Here is a 13,997-nt window from a genome sequence, read left to right as displayed (position 1 = left end):
TCCCTCACTTGATGGGTCAGCGGATCAACAGGTGGCGGCGGCGCCGATACGGCGACTGCGGCGGCGGCGCGGCGGCGGCATCGGGGAGGGTGGACGTGCTGTTGCCCGGGGTGCCGTCCCAGACGGCACCCGGCGACGAGCCGTCGAAGTAGGTCCCCGCACTGGCGGACTGCTCGATGAGGCACATCGTGTAGCTGGTGGCGTTCACCGCGTAGTTCTCGCCGGTCACCACCAGCCAGCAGGTGACAGCGCCCGTCGGGGCGGTGCCGGTCATGCTGATCCGCGTGACCACCCCATCCGGGGCCGAGAACGCGCCGTTGACGAACGTCAGAGACCCGCCGCCGGAATCCAAAAACTCAATCCACACGGTCCCGCTGATCGGGAACGACTCCGGGCGGAGATAGACCGACACCGTGTAGGTCAGGCCCGGAGTGACCGCACCCTGCGGGGACAAAACGAACGACCCCGTGTCGTACCTGGCCGCCCACTGCCGGGCGAACCCGAGCCCGGACACGTCCGTACGGACCGGCGTGCCGCCGCCGCCCCAACCCGCGACATCGTTCGTCAAACACGGGTTCGGGCACAAGTTCTTACGGGGCACGACTCACCCCCGCCTACTTTTCCCCCTGCGGAGCGCGCGCCTTATCGGCCGGGCGCCGCGCCCGCTTGGCGGCAGGCCCGCCGCCCGACTCGTCGCCGCCCGCATCGGGCTCCGGCTCGTCGGCCTGGGCCTTCAGTAGGCCGTACCGCTCCGCCTCAGCCCGCGGGATCGGCGTTCCGGGCGTGCAGTACAGCCAGCGGGCGTCCGGGTCGCTGTCGGGGACGAGGCGGTCGTCTTCTGTGCGGCAGAGCCGGGCCGTCGCGATGACATGCCCGGCGTCGCCGTCCGGCCGCTTCACGAACTGCAGAGCCATCACCCCTCCTACCGGTAGAAGACGACGACGCGGAACTTGCCCGCCGTCAGCGCCGCCGTCGCAACAGCGATGGCCAGGTTCCTGCGTGCGGTGGTCTTCACACCGGTCGCGGCCGTGAAGACCGGCGTGATCGCCTTACGACCGGTCGTCGACCAGGGCGGGCCGGAGATGGCGGCAGCGGTCTGCAGATCGCCGGCACCCTCGGAGGCGACGGCGATGGTCGCGGCGCCGCCGGAGGTCGGGATGGTGTCGACCTCGATGTAGCCGCCCATGATGAGCGAACCGTTCGGGATGTCGTTGCCGTTGCTGTCGCCCGGCGCCGACCGCAGCACGATCGTGCCGACCGCGCCGCCGTCGACGGCGAAGTCGTACTCGCCGCGGGCCTCCTTCAGACCCCGGGTGCCCTCCATGACAGGCATGTCTTCTCCTTCAGGTTCGCAGGACCGCGAGCACGACGTCCGCTCCTGCGGAGCGAATGGCGTACACGACGTCGCCGGGCGCCAGTTCGACCGTGACCTGAGCGCCGTTGGGCAGAGGGAACCCCGTGCCCGCCGTCACTCCTGGCCCGCCAAGGTCGACGCCGTTGGTGGTGTCCGTATTTTTGATCGTCAGCTTCTGGCCAGAGGTGCTGGCCGTGTTCAGGGCCACGGCGGCATTCCCGGCCGTGACCCGCGCCGCCGTCACCACCGTCAGACTCCTTCGGTGGCAACGAGGCTCGCGCTCACCGCGGGTGACGTCCCACCGGTCAGCGCCGAAAGTTCCAGCCGTACGTACCTGACCACCACGCCTGTCGAGGTACCGACGAAACCGAGCTTCGGCGATCCGGCCGCGTCCAGCCCCAGCAGGTTGTGCCAGTTCACCCCGTCGATCGACCCCTGCAGCCACACGAGTGCGGAGCTGGGGTTGCCTGAGGCGCTCACCTGCAGCCCGAGCTTCGTGGCGCCCGGAACCTCCTCCGGTTCCGTGACCTGAAGCGATGTCGCAGCGTTCAGCCAGTTCGTCTTCACGAGGGTCATCCGCCATCTCCTTCTCGTCGATCGCGCCGCAGATAGCTCGCCGCGGCATCCAGGCGCTGGGGGTCGTCCTTGGCCAAACCGACCAGGGTGTTGCAGTTACTACAGAGCAGCCCTCGAATACATCGGCCGCACGACCCAACGCCTGGGCAGCACGTGTGATCGTGATCGACTTGGAAGCGGTTGCCCGGACCGCCTGGCCGCGTCGTGCCGCAGATGGCGCAGCCGCCCCCTTGGCCCGTTAGAAGCCGCTCGTACTGCTCCACCGTCAGGCCGTAGTGAGCGCGTAGGCGCTGCGCCCATCGGTAGTCGCCGCGGCGGACCTGGCCGTGCCGCTCGTTTGCCGCGCGGATGCGCTCTGGGTTCGTCAGCGCGTACTCGCGCTTCCACTTGGCCTTGCAGGGACGGCAGCGTGCCTGCCTACCGTCCCTGTTACGCCTGTCTGGGCTGAAGTCATCGAGCGACTTCGTCTCACCGCAGCCACCGCAGACTTTGACCGAATCGGACATTGTGGCACTACAGGCCGGTAACGACCCCAAACGCCTTGGGTCTATAGTGGATCAGCGCGACGCGGACGTCGGCGCGGATCGCGAGCTTGCCCTCGGCGAAGTACGTGCTGTGGCTGTTGCTCACCTGCACGTCGATGCCGCGGCGGACCGCGAGCTCGCTGAAGTTCATGTAGTCGCCAGCGACCGCGCTCGTGGCGGGCGCGGCGACGGTCTCCACGACGGGGACGCCCCAGATTGTCGCCGGGCCGGGGATCGAGGGGTGGCCCCAGATGTAGACGCCGTCGGCGGTCTTCAGCAGCCGCACCTCCTCCCACTTCGCGGGGCGGATGAACAGCACCGACGGCTCGGCGAAGCCGTCGTCGCGGATCTTCCGGAACATCTTGTAGATCGCGTCGGGGACCGGGTCGGTGCCCTTGGCCTGGGTCTGGATGCCGACGACGTTGGCGGTGCCGAGCAGGTTCACGCCGGTGCCGTCGCCGACGAGGGCCTGCAGGTCCAGTCGCTGCTGCAGCATGAACGGCAGGCGGTTGTCGACGTAGGCCCGGGCGCGCGGCTCGTCCTCGAACTGCTCGTCGGTCACCGGGAGGAACACCGCGACCTTGCGGACCTGCGACGCGCGCTCGGTCAGGGCGAGGGTCGCCTCCTGGTAGGTGCCGCCCTCGGCCGTCTCCTGCGCGGCGTTGGTGAAGGTCGTCTCCTCCATGTACACCACGGACGCCTGCGTGGTCGTGGTCTGGGGGATGAACTCGACGACGTGCGGCGCCGGCCGCTGCGGGGAGTATTCGACGCGGCCGGTCCGGACCGACTCCGGCCCCCAGCCCGCGCTCGTCTGGAAGAGCGTCTTCAGCTCCATGTCCAGCGTCGCGGACGGGCCCATGCCGGCGCCCGGCTTGTAGCCCTTGCAGGCCTGCGAGGCGACGAACAGCTCGCCCAGGCTCTTGCGCGAGCCCTTCCGCTCGGGCGCGTCCTCGCGGGCCTTGCGGGCGTCCGGCTCGCTGCCGCCTTCGCCGTGGTCCTTGGCGATCGCCGCGGCGCGGGCCACGACGAGCAGCTCGTCGACCTTCTTCTTGCACTCGGTGATCTCGTCGTTCAGGGCGCCGATGTGCGCGACCTTCGCGTGGGTGTCGCCCTGGATGGACTTCACCTTGGACATGTCGTAGTCCTGGCCCGCCTCGGCGAAGATGTCCGCCAGCGATTTCCTCTTGGCGTCGAGCCGCTCCTGCGCCTCCTTGAGCGCGGGGAACTCAACGATCCGGTCCTGCGCTTCCACCGTCATGATCTGTCTCCTCAGAATCCATTGAGCTGGGCGACGGACCGCGCGATGACCGAGGCGATCTCCTCGTCGGTCGGGTCCTCATCGCCCGTGGGCGTGTCGAGCAGGGACTTCAACCTGCGCATCTCGTCCTCGACCCAGCCCAGGAGCGAAGCCGACGACGGGGCGAGGCCCGTCCTGCCCTTGGCGCGCCGGAGAGCTAGGACTTCCGAAGCGCGATCGATGTAGGAAGCGACCGCGGCCAGGACCGCGTGTCCTTCCTCGTGGAACTTCAGCGAACCAACCGGCCCGCTCTTCAGCTCCGGCACCTCGACGTCCGCGTCCTTCAGGTGCGCGGCGAGGTGCTGGTACACGGCCTCCCGGTCGGCATCGGGGATGCCGGCCTTCGCCGCGTCGTTCAGGCGGGCGATGCCCATCAGGCACGCCCGCACGTTCGCCGGTCCGCCCACCCCGTGGTGATGGGCGAACCGGTAGCTGGACTTGGCCTCGGGGTCGCTGTCGGGGTCGGCCCAGGCGAACACCGTGCGCAGCTCCGACGGGCGGGCGTCGGCGGCCAGGCCGTCGAGCATCTTCACCCCGTCCCAGGAGCGGGCCACGACCTCCGTGTCGTGCGGGGCGATCGGCCTGCCCGCCCGCTGCACCTGGTCCCGCCCGGCCGACTTCGCCGCGAGGGTCCGGGTGTTCACCCCGGCGCCGAGCAGCACCGGACTGACTTCGTGGACCTTCAGCTTGTCCAGGAAGCGGACCCGCTGCCCCTCCCATTCGCCGAAGCTGTACTCGACCGGGTCGTAGCCGTACGACCACTGACCCAGCGCGCCGAGCCGTTTCACCGTCTTGAAGGTGTCGGCGCCGTGCTGGGTGTCCATGAAGAACTCGCCCTCAAGGATGGCCTCCTTCGAGGTGGTGCGGATGCGGCCCTTCCCTACCGGCAGCGCCCCGTCCCACGAGGTGTGGCCGTAGGAACTGATCGGCATCTCCGCGCCGTCCTCGAACGCCCCCGGGCGGGTGACGTCCCGGTCCGAGTCGCGCTTGTTGAACGTCGAGAAGACGGCGGTGACCAGGCCCTTGTCCTCGTCCTTGATCTCGACGCGGAAGCCCTTCGTATCCATCTCACTGCTCCTTTGCCGGATCCGGCGGAGTCGGCCCGTCGCCGGGCGGCTGATCTGACCGGGCACCCTCAACGCGCCCGGCGGGCTGCAGCTGCACCGAGTAGAGGCCCGAATGCTCCAGCAGCGTCATGTCCTCGGCCTCCACCGCCGCGACCACGCTTTCCGGCGTGTAGCCCGCGTCGACGAGCTGGCGGATGGTCGAGGCCTTCGTGTGCTCGATGTCAGCCCGGTCTCGGGCGTCCTCCCGCAGGAACGCGATATCGCGGTCGTCCCACCACAGCTCCGCATCCGACGGCACCGGCACGAGTGTTGCCAGCGACCCGGCGACGTTGCGCCACAGCGGGCGCATCGTCGCGTCCACAAACCTCCGCTTCGCCGAGCCGTAGTTCCCCGCGTTCAGAGACGAACCGGACAGCCCCTCGGAGAAGCCGACGATGATAGGCGGGACACCGGCAGCGCTGGCCAGGCGGGACTCCCCTGCGCCCTGCACGTGCCGGAAGTCCAACCGCTGCAGGTCGAACGTCAGCGGTGTGACGTCGGCCCCACCACCGAGATAGAGGGTCTTGCCGGCGTTGTCGGCGCCCTTGTGCTGGTCGTCCATCAAGGCCTTGAAGCGTTTGAACATGTCCGGCGTCACGCTGGCGTCGAGCCGGACGACCATGGTGGGCGTCGCGCCGTTACGGAACTGCGACAGCTTGTGCTTCGTCGCCGCCAGGTCACCGCTGATCTCCTGCAGCACGGGCGTTATCCACGACATGCCCCGCCAGTGCGCGGCCGGGTCCGGGATCGGAGCGAAATGCGCCACCTGGTCCGGTAGGAGAAAGTAGTCCTTCCGGGCGCCCGCCCTCCGCGGCGAGTACCAGTAACCCAGCAGCTCAGCGTCGAGCGCATCACCGAACAGCTCCGGCTCCGACTCCGACGCCATGACGATCGTCACCCAGTCCGGGCGCAACCGCCGCAACCTGCCGTCCAACTTGGTGACGTAGGCGTTCCCGGCAAGGTCCGCATCCTGAATCACCCGAGACAGCAGGTCACCGGTCGTGCCGTTCGGCCACGGCTGCTCCAGGAGCCGCAGATCCGGTGTTGCGAACAAGCCGCCCGGTCGGCCGTCACGCCGGCGGCGGAACATGAACCGCGCCTCGCTGAAGACGAGCTGGCGGACCATCATCAGCGCGAAGATCGGGCCGTTGCGTTTGTAGACGCCCGCGATGTAGCCCTCGAAGTCGTTCTCGATCTCCTCTCGGTCGCCGCTCAACGACGAGGAGCCGAGGAACGGCCAGCGCAGGGTATCGAGGTCCCAGAAGTTCGGCTCGCTCCAGCCCTTCTGGCTGCGGCCGGCCGAGCGGCGGGCGTGCGTCTCTGCGACGCGTTCCAAAAGCCCCATCAGGCCGGACCGCCCTCATCAGGCGCCTTCCGCAGCTTGCCGAGGTTGCCGCCCATCTCCCAGCCGGACACGACCGCGCTGTACAAGAACGCCACCACAAGCCAGACCATGCGCAGGACCAGACCGAGGAGGAACGGCACCGCCAGCAGCAGCGTCAACGCCACCTTCGCCGGGTCGAGCCGCCGCGCGTCCTCGCTGATCTTCTCCAGCGGGATGTTCAGGGTGACCATGACTCTCCTTCAGTCCCAGAACGCGTACGGCTCGACAGCCGCGACATGGGCCCGAGTGGCATGGCCCCAAGCAGCGAGAGTGATGGCAACGAGCGGGCTGATGTCGACCGAAAGGCCTTTGCGTGCCCAGGCCCAGGCACCGTCCCCCAACTCGCGCTTGGCCGCACCAGCCAGCGCCGCGGCGACGGATCCCTGTCCCAGGTGCCGCAGCGCCGGTGCGAACCCGTCGCTCTCCGGCGGCGGCACCACCGCGTCATACAACTGCGCGCACGCCTGCGCGCACTCCTGCCGCGACGGAGTCACCACCTCGACCCCGCGCAGCCTGAGCGGCTCAATCAGTGAGGCTGCCGGGCTGTTCGGGTCCACCACCACAGCGACCGGCTCCCACTTGGCGTTGAGTTCGGCCAGGCGGTCGACCATCCAGTCCGTGCCGGGCCGATGATCTAGCACACCGTCGGCGTTCATCGTGAGGCCGACATGCCGCAGCCCGTCGTTCCGTAGACCGGATACGCCGATCGCGCCGTGCGTCCGCTCGGGGTTGACATCCGCGGCGAACGCGACCTTCCCTGCTGGCCGCGAGTGCGGGTCGGCCAGCACATCCCATGGGGCCTGCGGGATGACCGACCACTGCGGCACCAGGTCCGGCACCCGCTGGCACAGGCACTCAGTGCGGAAGATCGGCTCGGGGTCCGTCGCCAGGGCGGACTCCAGCGCCTCGACCGTCACTGTGTACCCCAGCGACGGATTCGCCAGCGCCCACGCCTCCCGGTCCCTCAACCGGCACCGCATGGTGTGGGTGCCGTCCGGGCGCCCACAGGTGCACTCCACGTCGTCCGGCGCCGACCATTCGAAGAACCCCAGCGACGGATCCGCCGACGGGTCCTCGGCTGCAGCGCGACCCTTCTCCTGCAGGTCGTTCAGCACCACCGACTTGTTGTCGCCCGCGTTGGAGAACGCCCACACCTGCGGATTACGGCGGGCCATCGTCGTCTTGGTCACCGCACCCCAGGCGTCCCACGTCTGGTGCTCACGCAGCTCGTCAAGGTTGACGTCGTCGCCTGATAGTCCGCGTCCACCCCTCCGTGACGCGGCGGCTATCTTCCAGCGGGACCCGTGCGTCAGCCGCAGCGCTTTCTTGCCGTTCGTCCGGTCCACGTGGGCCACCTCGGCGGCGAGCTCGGGCACGGCCTCGACGATGTCGACGGCCTTCTCCCACGACTCCTCGGAGATGTCGAGGTTCTGCGCCGTCCCGATGACTAGGGGGACCTGCAGGACGAACATCTTCCACAGGTTCTTGACCTCGACGATGCTCGTCTTGCCGTTCTGCCTCGCGACGAGAACCAGCACCGTACGGAACCGGAAACGCCCGTCGGAGCGGAGCTCCAGCGCATGGATCAGCAGGAACCGCTGCCACGGCAGCAGCTCAATCCCGAGGACCTCCTCGGCGAACTCCGCCGCGGAAAACCCCATCGACGTCTTCGGTGTCAGCGCGCAGCCGCAGCCGCACGGCCCCGGCCTGCCGGTCACCAGGGGGCGGGTCCAGATCCTAGGAGTCGTGCTTCCCAGCAGCGTCGGCGCGGAGCTGCGCAAGACGACCTCCCACAGGCTGATCGTCCTTCATCGCCTTACGCGCCGCCGGCGTACCGCCGAGGTCACGCAGCACGCCCTGCAGTTGAGGGCCCAACCAGCCGACGGTCTTGGTGACCTCGCACATCGCCTCAAGCTTCTGCAGCCGCTTGAGCATGACCATGTCGTCGGCGAACTCGCGGCGCAGATCGGCGAGTTCCTCGGCGCGGTCGACGGCCTTCTCGATCTCCTCGGCCTGCCGCAACGCCAGCACGGCCAAGGCCTTGTCGCTGGCCGACAGCCACGTCATGCCGTCGATCGCTGCCTTCACGGCGTCCCGCAGGTCGGGCGAGCGTTCGCGTTGCTTGTCGGGGACGGGGTTGAGGCGGCGGCGGGGCGGCACCCCTACCCCCTCCCCGCCCCCCGGCACCCAGGGGCCGGGGGGAGAAAAATGGAGAGGGCGCGGGTCTCCGGCCTGGGTGATCTTGTACGTGCCGGCATACCCCCCCCTACCCCTCTGACCTGCGGTTTTGTCACCACACTTGGGTTGTGATGATCGTTTGCTTGATGGTCTTGATCGAATTTCCATGTTTGCTGTTGCAAGTGAGATGAGCAGCAGCAGCGTTGGCTGGATCCAGCAGCGGACCACCATGGGCCAGGGGCACCAGGTGGTCCAGGGACCAGGACTGGGGGTGGGGGTTCCGGTAGCCCGGGTCAATAGCCCCTCGGCATCTGCAGCACAGCCACCCGTCGGGGCGGCCCTTCACTAGCCGGATGAGTTGCCGGTAGGCGTGACCGGTTCTGCCTCCGTTGCCCATGCATGCTCCTGGTGGGCTGTGGCCTCTCACAGGCTGATAGCTGAGGCGTGGGGTGGCGTGGCCTGTAGGGGACGCATCGGGTGCGCGAGCGCGTGGTCACGTTGCAGTGAGGCGGTGTGTGCCCGGTGTTGGCCGGGTATGCGCGGGCGTGCTGCTCTGCATGGAGGTGCAGGGCTGGGGGCTGGGGCCTCTCGCCGGCCGGTGTCCCCCGCGTGGTGGCACCCCTGGTTGATGCCCACCCCATGGATGCGGGGGCCCCGGATTGTTGAAGGGGCCGGGGGTGTTCAGACGCCCCCGTTGTTCAGCGGACGCGGGTCTTCGTCGTGCCGCACTTGGCGCAGCGGTAGGTGACGACCCGGCCGATGACCTCGATGGCGATCCACTTGTGGCGGAGGCAGGGCACCGCACCCTCCTGCCCCTCGATACTTGGCGGGTGCGCCGCTATGACGAACCCGCCCGGGTGGAGGTCGACCAGTCGGGGTCACCGGTGCGGATCCAGGCGTGGGGGCGCACCTACCTGGTGGTGGAGGTGCTGGGCCCGCACTGGGAGGAACAGGCGCCGTGGTGGGTGGACGAGAACCGGGGCAAGGCCATCGGGGAGTTGACCGTCCGCCATTGGCGGGTGCGGGCGCGAGGCGCACGACGGGACGCCGTGGTTGAGCTCACCGAGCAGGCCGGGGAATGGCTTGTGGTCGGGGTCGAGGACTGACCGCCCCCGGGAATGACGAAGGCCCGGCGGTTTGGGCCGGGCCGATACGTGATCTAGCTTCGCATTAGTCTGCTTCGCCCCAGGTCACGGTGTCAAGCCGACGCGCGGCGGTCGAAGTACGACTTGTCCGCATCGCCCCTACGGTAGCGGACGGGGCGGTGGCGCGGGCTGGTGCGTTCCCACCCGTCGATGCTGGCCCACCGGTAGATGGTGCCGATAGGGACGCCGTACATGCGGGCCAGGTCAGGTGCGGTGGCCATGCCGTCGTCGAGGCTCATGGTTCCTCCGGTAGGTTCAGCCACTCTCGTACGGTCAGGGTGAGCGCCCGGTCAGGCACCCACACCGGCAGGATGTGCGGGATGACCCACCAGCCGCCGAGGGTGCGGTGCGTGTCGGCGGACAACGGCGGGGGTGAAGCGATCACGAGTCCAGTGTGACGGGCGGCAGGCGGGTGAGCGGGACGTCGAACGGCTTCCGCTTGGCCACGTCGCAGCGGTCGTCGAGGTGGTCGTGCTCGACCCAGCAGAAGCGTGTGCCGTTCTCGTCGAGGTCGTACTCGTAGACGCGGGCGAAGGGGCAGTCCAGGAGGTAGACCTCGATGCGGTAGGTCTCGTTCGGGTTGATGCCCTGTGAGCGCGCCCAGCCCAGCACCTCGGACAGGTTCGGGGGCGGCCAGGTCTCGTGGACGTCGCCGACCCAGATCGGTTCGAGGGTCGCGGTCACGGCTGATCCTTCGTGCATGCGCGGGTGATATGTCCACGGGCGTACGCGAGGTCAATCGAACGGGCGCGCACCTCGTCGATCCAGTCCCGGTCTTTGCGACTGACCACCATCACCATCACGCGCGGCTTTCCTGGCGGCGGCACGCTCGGCTCCACCCGAGGCGAGTCGGAGACGGTGATGACGATGTTGCGGGGGCTGCGCTGTTCCTTCATGCGGGGTCCTTCGGGTAGTCCGGATGCGAGGCGAACGGCTCGGCGAGCAGGCGCACCGTCAGGCACGGATAGTCCACGGTGTAGTACTCGTCAGGCCCGTGTGAGCACTCCGCGCAGAGGGGATCCTGTCCTCGCCCTCTGGCGGGCTCCATGGGGTGGTGCGCGTCGAGGATCTTCCGCTTCGAGTCGACGTCCGCGAGCACGAAGGCGGGATCGTTCAGGGCAATGTGTTCGCCCTCGTTCGGCCATGTGTGCTTAACCACAAGGCGGCCCGCGTCGTCGCGAACCTGCATGTCGGCGAAGGACCACTCGCCGCGCAGGGGGTTCACCCCCGGCTTGGCGGCGCGGGCCGCCTGCTCGCGCTCGTCGTAGCGGGCTCGCAGGAAGGCGGTCAGGGGGTGCTCGGTCATGATGCTATTCTCTCGCATTTCTGCTGGTCACGGGCGATTTCCGCCGCCCTCTGCTGGTATTTCTTCCCGAACCTGAACCACTGCTCAGGCGTCAACACGAGGTCACAGCCGGAGCACCAGATGCGGGACGGTCGGGGGTCGTCCATGTCCCGGACCGCCGCCCACAACCGGCCCTCGCACACCTGCCCGTCGGTGAACTGTTCGACGCACAGCCCCAACTCGACGGGACGCCGTCCGGGGTCGATGACCCTGTAGGCGCGGCCCACGAGTTCGGTGAGGACGTCCCGCACCTCAGCCGCGTACTCGGAGGCGGCCAACCAGTCCACATGCGGGGTCAACCACGAGCACAAGCCGGGCACCCGAGGGTCGGCGGGTGCGAGCAGCCCACGATCCGAGGCGACCCACGTGGCGAACACCCCCAAGTCGTAGGCGACCTGCGAGGCGAGTTCGCCGGCGGTGAGGTTGACGGGCAGGCCACGCTCGCGGGTACCGGACACGGGGGCGGTCCCGGTGGGGCGTTGGGTGGGCATGGACGCCTCCACCTCGGCATGCAGCCACGGCAGGTCGGTGAGGTTGCGGGTGACGCCGGTGATGCAGCCGTAGCAGAGGTTCCTCCCGTCAGCGGCGGGGCGGGGCCTGTCGGGGTCGCGGGAGTGGGTGGCCTGGCAGACGGCGGTGGCGGTGTTTCGGGGCATGCCGGGTCTCCTCGGGTTGTACCGTGCTGGTGACCCGACGCTGAGGGGCGGTGGGTGGGCGGCTCCCCCGGAGGTGCAACCAGGGGGAGCCGCACGGGGTTACTGGCGGGTATGGGTGCCACATCGATGCAGGTCGCAACCCGAAAAACGGACATTGCGGCACATCAGTCCGGCCCATCGGCGAGACGGCGAATCATGTCCCAGCAACGCCTACGCGCCCGCTCGGTTGACGCGGCCTGCTGCAGAGCAAGCTCGGTTTCCAGGGCGAGCCCGGAGGCGGCTTTCTCCTCGTCGGTGACGGCCCGCTGCTTGTCTTCCAGCAGGGTGATGAGGGTCGTCACATCACCGAGCATGTTGCTGGTGAGGTCGGGCATCAGAACCGCCACCAGCCGTCGTAGCCGTCAGGGATGACCGGGTAGCTGGCGAGCATGGGGCGAAGCAGCGCGAGGTGCTGTTCGATGACGCTGGGTGCTCCGGCTCCCCAGTAGGTGTCGCCGTCCCAGCGGCCTTTGCAGTCGCCTCCGTACCGGCCGTCGTCGTGCCTACTCAGGAACTCGGTGGCGTCGGCGGGGTGCTCGCGTTGGATGTCCCACAGGGTGCCGACGCAGGCGACGGTGACGCCCTTGCGGCGGCGGTACCAGACGGCGTCGAGGTAGCAGTTGTAGGACTTGCGCCCGCCCTCGTACTCGTTCGTGCTGGTGCGGAGGCTGGACAGGTCCACGGCGTACGGGCGGCGGGAGATCAGGAAGCGGTCTTCACGGATCATCGGCCGGTCTCCTCGGTGGTGGAAGCGGGCGGGAAGCCGCCCCCGGACTGGTCAACTGCGTCGTAGCCCTTCGGGCATTCGCCCTGCCGATGCCAGGTGCAGGACACCGGGTGGGCGTAGCCGCAGGTGATCGGTTGGTTGGCGTACTGCGGGAGTTCGCCGTGAAGCCAGCCGATGCCGTCCACCCAGTGGATGGGGCGGCGGCAGCTACGGCAGGCATCTTTCGTGGGCGGGTCAGCCATTGCCGCCTCCTGTCTGCTCCTCGGAGGCACTTGGGCCGCAGTCAGGGCCGGGACAGTCCTCCGGGGCCCCCGTGTGTCTGGTCAGGCCGCTATGCCCCGGGTCCGGTCCCCAGTGGGACGGCTCGGCGTGCGGCTGCTCCTCGGAGACGGCACCCGCCCCGGTCTGGGGTTCGGGGCCTTCCAACGCTGCGCGGACCTGAGCGGCGACCGCCCACCGGTCAGGGGCGTCCGGGGTGGCGAGGGCTTGACGGCACACCTGGTGCACACGGGCGATGGCGTGCGCTGCTTGCTGGTGTTGGCCGGCGTGGTAGTCCGCGATGCGGAGCGCACGGGCCAGCTCGTCGTCACGGACGGCCAGCACGGCGTCGGCGTAGGTCAGCCACCGGTTGCGGAGGTCGTCCCAGGCCCGGTCGGTGTGGTCGAACGCTTGGGACCCGGCACGGCGGGCGATGGCGCGGGCGTACCGGTCGCGAAGCGCTGAGAGCGTTTCTGCGGGGTTGACGGTGGCGGGAGGATAAACGGGAGCGACCGACGTGCTTTCCGGGCTCTGCGTGGATTCTGGGGCCACTGAGGGGCAAGAGGTGGGCGACCCCACCCCCGCAGCGGACGTCTCACGGACGGTCCGGGCCGCGAGTGCCGCATTGGCGGCGGCTTGGACGGCTTCCGCCGGAAGCTCAGGCATCGCGGGCCTCCCCCTCGGACACCAGCCGGTAGCCCGTCGAGGTCGGGCGAAACCGGTCCAAGCGGATCCGCGACTGCCGGGGCTGCCGCGTGGTGCGTCCGGTGACGACCTGCTCGACGGTCGCGTGGGTCTCCCCTACCGCGATCACGCGGACCTTCCGCCCGCTGGATCGTTTGTCGTTGTCGGCCCAGATCTGGCCGGGCTTCACGTCAGGCATCGGTTCTCCTCAGGCCACGGAACGGGCGCACCACACGGGTGCCGTCCTCGTACTCCACGAGGACGTTGCGGGGCGGGTACGGGCGCAGACGGGTCAGGTGGGGCCGCGGCTCGGGCAGGTCCTTCCGCCGCTGGTTCGGCCACACCGCGACGCGGCACAGGCGCTTGGCGTGGAAGTACACGCGGTCAGGCATCGGCGTGCTCCGCCTCGGCGGGCTCGTAGGTCTGCTCGAAGATGTCCGGCTTGACCGGGTAGCGCTCGCCGTTGACGCCGGTCACGATCCAGTCGCCGGGGCAGACGATGTGACCGCCTTCGAGGGTGTCGATCCAGCCATGGTCGTGCATCTGGTTCCAGCAGTGGCGGCACATCGCGGTGCCTGGCAGGTCGGGGCTGCGGAAGTAGCGCACGACGAGGCCCTCTTCGATGCCGGAGGATCTGTCCTCGGGGTGGTCGCCGTTCTTGAACCATTGGGCGGCGGTGATCTCTACGGGCTTCTTCCGGAACCGTGTAGCCGTGGTCATCGGT

General features: G+C 69.0%; 25 protein-coding genes. 1 reads left to right on the top strand and 24 read right to left on the bottom strand.

From position 1 onward, the window contains the following. Positions 1-16: 16 nt before the first annotated feature. The 11 genes from HCK04_RS09560 to HCK04_RS09505 all read right to left on the bottom strand — a co-directional run bounded on the left by HCK04_RS09560 (position 17) and on the right by HCK04_RS09505 (position 8,401). Entirely contained in the window at positions 17-568 is a 552-nt protein-coding gene (locus HCK04_RS09560) for a hypothetical protein (protein ID WP_142646817.1), read from the bottom strand. A gap of 46 nt (positions 569-614) precedes the next feature. After that, the gene (locus tag HCK04_RS09555) at positions 615-914 is read right to left on the bottom strand and encodes a hypothetical protein (protein WP_142646816.1); all 300 of its coding nucleotides are present in this window, start codon (positions 912-914) and stop codon (positions 615-617) included. Between the two features lie 8 nt (positions 915-922). Further along, entirely contained in the window at positions 923-1,333 is a 411-nt protein-coding gene (locus tag HCK04_RS09550; RefSeq protein ID WP_142646815.1) for a hypothetical protein, read from the bottom strand. Positions 1,334-1,343: 10 nt separating this feature from the next. After that, positions 1,344-1,601 carry a hypothetical protein gene (locus HCK04_RS09545; RefSeq protein WP_142646814.1) on the bottom strand — a complete coding sequence of 86 codons (258 nt, stop codon included), beginning with the start codon at positions 1,599-1,601 and terminating at the stop codon, positions 1,344-1,346. Between the two features lie 2 nt (positions 1,602-1,603). Further along, positions 1,604-1,930 (bottom strand): hypothetical protein, encoded by a 327-nt coding sequence (locus HCK04_RS09540; protein ID WP_142646813.1) that lies wholly within the window; start codon positions 1,928-1,930, stop codon positions 1,604-1,606. A gap of 513 nt (positions 1,931-2,443) precedes the next feature. Then, a complete protein-coding gene (locus tag HCK04_RS09530; protein WP_142646811.1) occupies positions 2,444-3,712 on the bottom strand; it encodes a phage major capsid protein in 1,269 nt (422 codons plus the stop codon). An 11-nt stretch (positions 3,713-3,723) separates the two neighbouring features. After that, complete coding sequence (locus tag HCK04_RS09525; protein WP_142646810.1) at positions 3,724-4,818, bottom strand: HK97 family phage prohead protease; 1,095 nt, start codon at positions 4,816-4,818, stop codon at positions 3,724-3,726. A 1-nt stretch (position 4,819) separates the two neighbouring features. After that, complete coding sequence (locus HCK04_RS09520) at positions 4,820-6,202, bottom strand: phage portal protein (protein WP_142646809.1); 1,383 nt, start codon at positions 6,200-6,202, stop codon at positions 4,820-4,822. Then, entirely contained in the window at positions 6,202-6,432 is a 231-nt protein-coding gene (locus HCK04_RS09515) for a hypothetical protein (RefSeq protein ID WP_142646808.1), read from the bottom strand. Before HCK04_RS09515 ends, HCK04_RS09520 begins: the two co-directional genes overlap by 1 nt. Positions 6,433-6,441: 9 nt before the next feature. Next, the gene (locus tag HCK04_RS09510) at positions 6,442-7,959 is read right to left on the bottom strand and encodes a hypothetical protein (protein ID WP_142646807.1); all 1,518 of its coding nucleotides are present in this window, start codon (positions 7,957-7,959) and stop codon (positions 6,442-6,444) included. Between the two features lie 19 nt (positions 7,960-7,978). Continuing rightward, positions 7,979-8,401, bottom strand: a complete 423-nt coding sequence (locus HCK04_RS09505; protein ID WP_221889890.1) for a hypothetical protein — start codon at positions 8,399-8,401, stop codon at positions 7,979-7,981. Between the two features lie 848 nt (positions 8,402-9,249). Here HCK04_RS09505 and HCK04_RS09495 point away from each other — a divergent pair. Then, entirely contained in the window at positions 9,250-9,525 is a 276-nt protein-coding gene (locus tag HCK04_RS09495) for a hypothetical protein (protein ID WP_142646805.1), read from the top strand. 92 nt (positions 9,526-9,617) lie between these two features. Here HCK04_RS09495 and HCK04_RS09490 read toward each other — a convergent pair whose 3' ends face one another. From HCK04_RS09490 to HCK04_RS40965, 13 genes are all read right to left on the bottom strand, one after another. Continuing rightward, positions 9,618-9,803, bottom strand: coding sequence for a hypothetical protein (locus tag HCK04_RS09490; protein ID WP_142646804.1), 186 nt, complete (start codon positions 9,801-9,803; stop codon positions 9,618-9,620). After that, the gene (locus HCK04_RS09485; RefSeq protein WP_168065776.1) at positions 9,800-9,949 is read right to left on the bottom strand and encodes a hypothetical protein; all 150 of its coding nucleotides are present in this window, start codon (positions 9,947-9,949) and stop codon (positions 9,800-9,802) included. The genes HCK04_RS09490 and HCK04_RS09485 overlap by 4 nt, the downstream gene beginning before the upstream one ends. Then, positions 9,946-10,248, bottom strand: coding sequence for a hypothetical protein (locus HCK04_RS09480; protein WP_142646803.1), 303 nt, complete (start codon positions 10,246-10,248; stop codon positions 9,946-9,948). Before HCK04_RS09480 ends, HCK04_RS09485 begins: the two co-directional genes overlap by 4 nt. Beyond that, complete coding sequence (locus HCK04_RS09475) at positions 10,245-10,460, bottom strand: hypothetical protein (RefSeq protein ID WP_142646802.1); 216 nt, start codon at positions 10,458-10,460, stop codon at positions 10,245-10,247. The genes HCK04_RS09480 and HCK04_RS09475 overlap by 4 nt, the downstream gene beginning before the upstream one ends. Then, on the bottom strand, positions 10,457-10,870 hold the full coding sequence (locus HCK04_RS09470; RefSeq protein WP_142646801.1) for a DUF6221 family protein: 414 nt from the start codon (positions 10,868-10,870) through the stop codon (positions 10,457-10,459). Before HCK04_RS09470 ends, HCK04_RS09475 begins: the two co-directional genes overlap by 4 nt. After that, complete coding sequence (locus tag HCK04_RS09465) at positions 10,867-11,565, bottom strand: hypothetical protein (protein ID WP_142646800.1); 699 nt, start codon at positions 11,563-11,565, stop codon at positions 10,867-10,869. The genes HCK04_RS09470 and HCK04_RS09465 overlap by 4 nt, the downstream gene beginning before the upstream one ends. Before the next feature lie 164 nt (positions 11,566-11,729). Continuing rightward, positions 11,730-11,939: a hypothetical protein gene (locus HCK04_RS09460; protein WP_142646799.1), complete on the bottom strand. Its 210-nt coding sequence runs from the start codon at positions 11,937-11,939 to the stop codon at positions 11,730-11,732. Further along, positions 11,939-12,331, bottom strand: coding sequence for a hypothetical protein (locus HCK04_RS09455; RefSeq protein WP_142646798.1), 393 nt, complete (start codon positions 12,329-12,331; stop codon positions 11,939-11,941). The genes HCK04_RS09460 and HCK04_RS09455 overlap by 1 nt, the downstream gene beginning before the upstream one ends. Continuing rightward, positions 12,328-12,516 (bottom strand): hypothetical protein, encoded by a 189-nt coding sequence (locus tag HCK04_RS09450; RefSeq protein ID WP_168065774.1) that lies wholly within the window; start codon positions 12,514-12,516, stop codon positions 12,328-12,330. Before HCK04_RS09450 ends, HCK04_RS09455 begins: the two co-directional genes overlap by 4 nt. A gap of 49 nt (positions 12,517-12,565) precedes the next feature. Next, positions 12,566-13,141, bottom strand: a complete 576-nt coding sequence (locus HCK04_RS09445) for a hypothetical protein (protein WP_142646797.1) — start codon at positions 13,139-13,141, stop codon at positions 12,566-12,568. 106 nt (positions 13,142-13,247) lie between these two features. Further along, the gene (locus HCK04_RS09440) at positions 13,248-13,472 is read right to left on the bottom strand and encodes a hypothetical protein (RefSeq protein ID WP_142646796.1); all 225 of its coding nucleotides are present in this window, start codon (positions 13,470-13,472) and stop codon (positions 13,248-13,250) included. Then, positions 13,465-13,665 (bottom strand): hypothetical protein, encoded by a 201-nt coding sequence (locus HCK04_RS09435; protein ID WP_142646795.1) that lies wholly within the window; start codon positions 13,663-13,665, stop codon positions 13,465-13,467. Before HCK04_RS09435 ends, HCK04_RS09440 begins: the two co-directional genes overlap by 8 nt. Next, positions 13,658-13,993, bottom strand: coding sequence for a hypothetical protein (locus HCK04_RS40965; RefSeq protein ID WP_205830101.1), 336 nt, complete (start codon positions 13,991-13,993; stop codon positions 13,658-13,660). The genes HCK04_RS09435 and HCK04_RS40965 overlap by 8 nt, the downstream gene beginning before the upstream one ends. Between the last annotated feature and the right edge of the window lie 4 nt (positions 13,994-13,997).

This window comes from Microbispora sp. CL1-1 (assembly GCF_012034195.1).
Lineage (GTDB): Bacteria > Actinomycetota > Actinomycetes > Streptosporangiales > Streptosporangiaceae > Microbispora.
The sequence above is the reverse complement of the archived record's forward strand: the minus strand, read 5'-3'. Positions and strand labels throughout refer to the sequence as shown.

Excerpts from the sequence above, each read along its gene's own strand:
- HCK04_RS09555 (WP_142646816.1), bottom strand. The coding sequence starts at position 914 with ATGGCTCTGCAGTTCGTGAAGCGGCCGGACGGCGACGCCGGGCATGTC.
- HCK04_RS09550 (WP_142646815.1), bottom strand. The coding sequence starts at position 1,333 with ATGCCTGTCATGGAGGGCACCCGGGGTCTGAAGGAGGCCCGCGGCGAG.
- HCK04_RS09540 (WP_142646813.1), bottom strand. The coding sequence starts at position 1,930 with ATGACCCTCGTGAAGACGAACTGGCTGAACGCTGCGACATCGCTTCAG.
- HCK04_RS09530 (WP_142646811.1), bottom strand. The coding sequence starts at position 3,712 with ATGACGGTGGAAGCGCAGGACCGGATCGTTGAGTTCCCCGCGCTCAAG.
- HCK04_RS09525 (WP_142646810.1), bottom strand. The coding sequence starts at position 4,818 with ATGGATACGAAGGGCTTCCGCGTCGAGATCAAGGACGAGGACAAGGGC.
- HCK04_RS09520 (WP_142646809.1), bottom strand. The coding sequence starts at position 6,202 with ATGGGGCTTTTGGAACGCGTCGCAGAGACGCACGCCCGCCGCTCGGCC.
- HCK04_RS09515 (WP_142646808.1), bottom strand. The coding sequence starts at position 6,432 with ATGGTCACCCTGAACATCCCGCTGGAGAAGATCAGCGAGGACGCGCGG.
- HCK04_RS09490 (WP_142646804.1), bottom strand. The coding sequence starts at position 9,803 with ATGAGCCTCGACGACGGCATGGCCACCGCACCTGACCTGGCCCGCATG.
- HCK04_RS09475 (WP_142646802.1), bottom strand. The coding sequence starts at position 10,460 with ATGAAGGAACAGCGCAGCCCCCGCAACATCGTCATCACCGTCTCCGAC.
- HCK04_RS09470 (WP_142646801.1), bottom strand. The coding sequence starts at position 10,870 with ATGACCGAGCACCCCCTGACCGCCTTCCTGCGAGCCCGCTACGACGAG.
- HCK04_RS09465 (WP_142646800.1), bottom strand. The coding sequence starts at position 11,565 with ATGCCCCGAAACACCGCCACCGCCGTCTGCCAGGCCACCCACTCCCGC.
- HCK04_RS09460 (WP_142646799.1), bottom strand. The coding sequence starts at position 11,939 with ATGCCCGACCTCACCAGCAACATGCTCGGTGATGTGACGACCCTCATC.
- HCK04_RS09455 (WP_142646798.1), bottom strand. The coding sequence starts at position 12,331 with ATGATCCGTGAAGACCGCTTCCTGATCTCCCGCCGCCCGTACGCCGTG.
- HCK04_RS09440 (WP_142646796.1), bottom strand. The coding sequence starts at position 13,472 with ATGCCTGACGTGAAGCCCGGCCAGATCTGGGCCGACAACGACAAACGA.
- HCK04_RS09435 (WP_142646795.1), bottom strand. The coding sequence starts at position 13,665 with ATGCCTGACCGCGTGTACTTCCACGCCAAGCGCCTGTGCCGCGTCGCG.
- HCK04_RS40965 (WP_205830101.1), bottom strand. The coding sequence starts at position 13,993 with ATGACCACGGCTACACGGTTCCGGAAGAAGCCCGTAGAGATCACCGCC.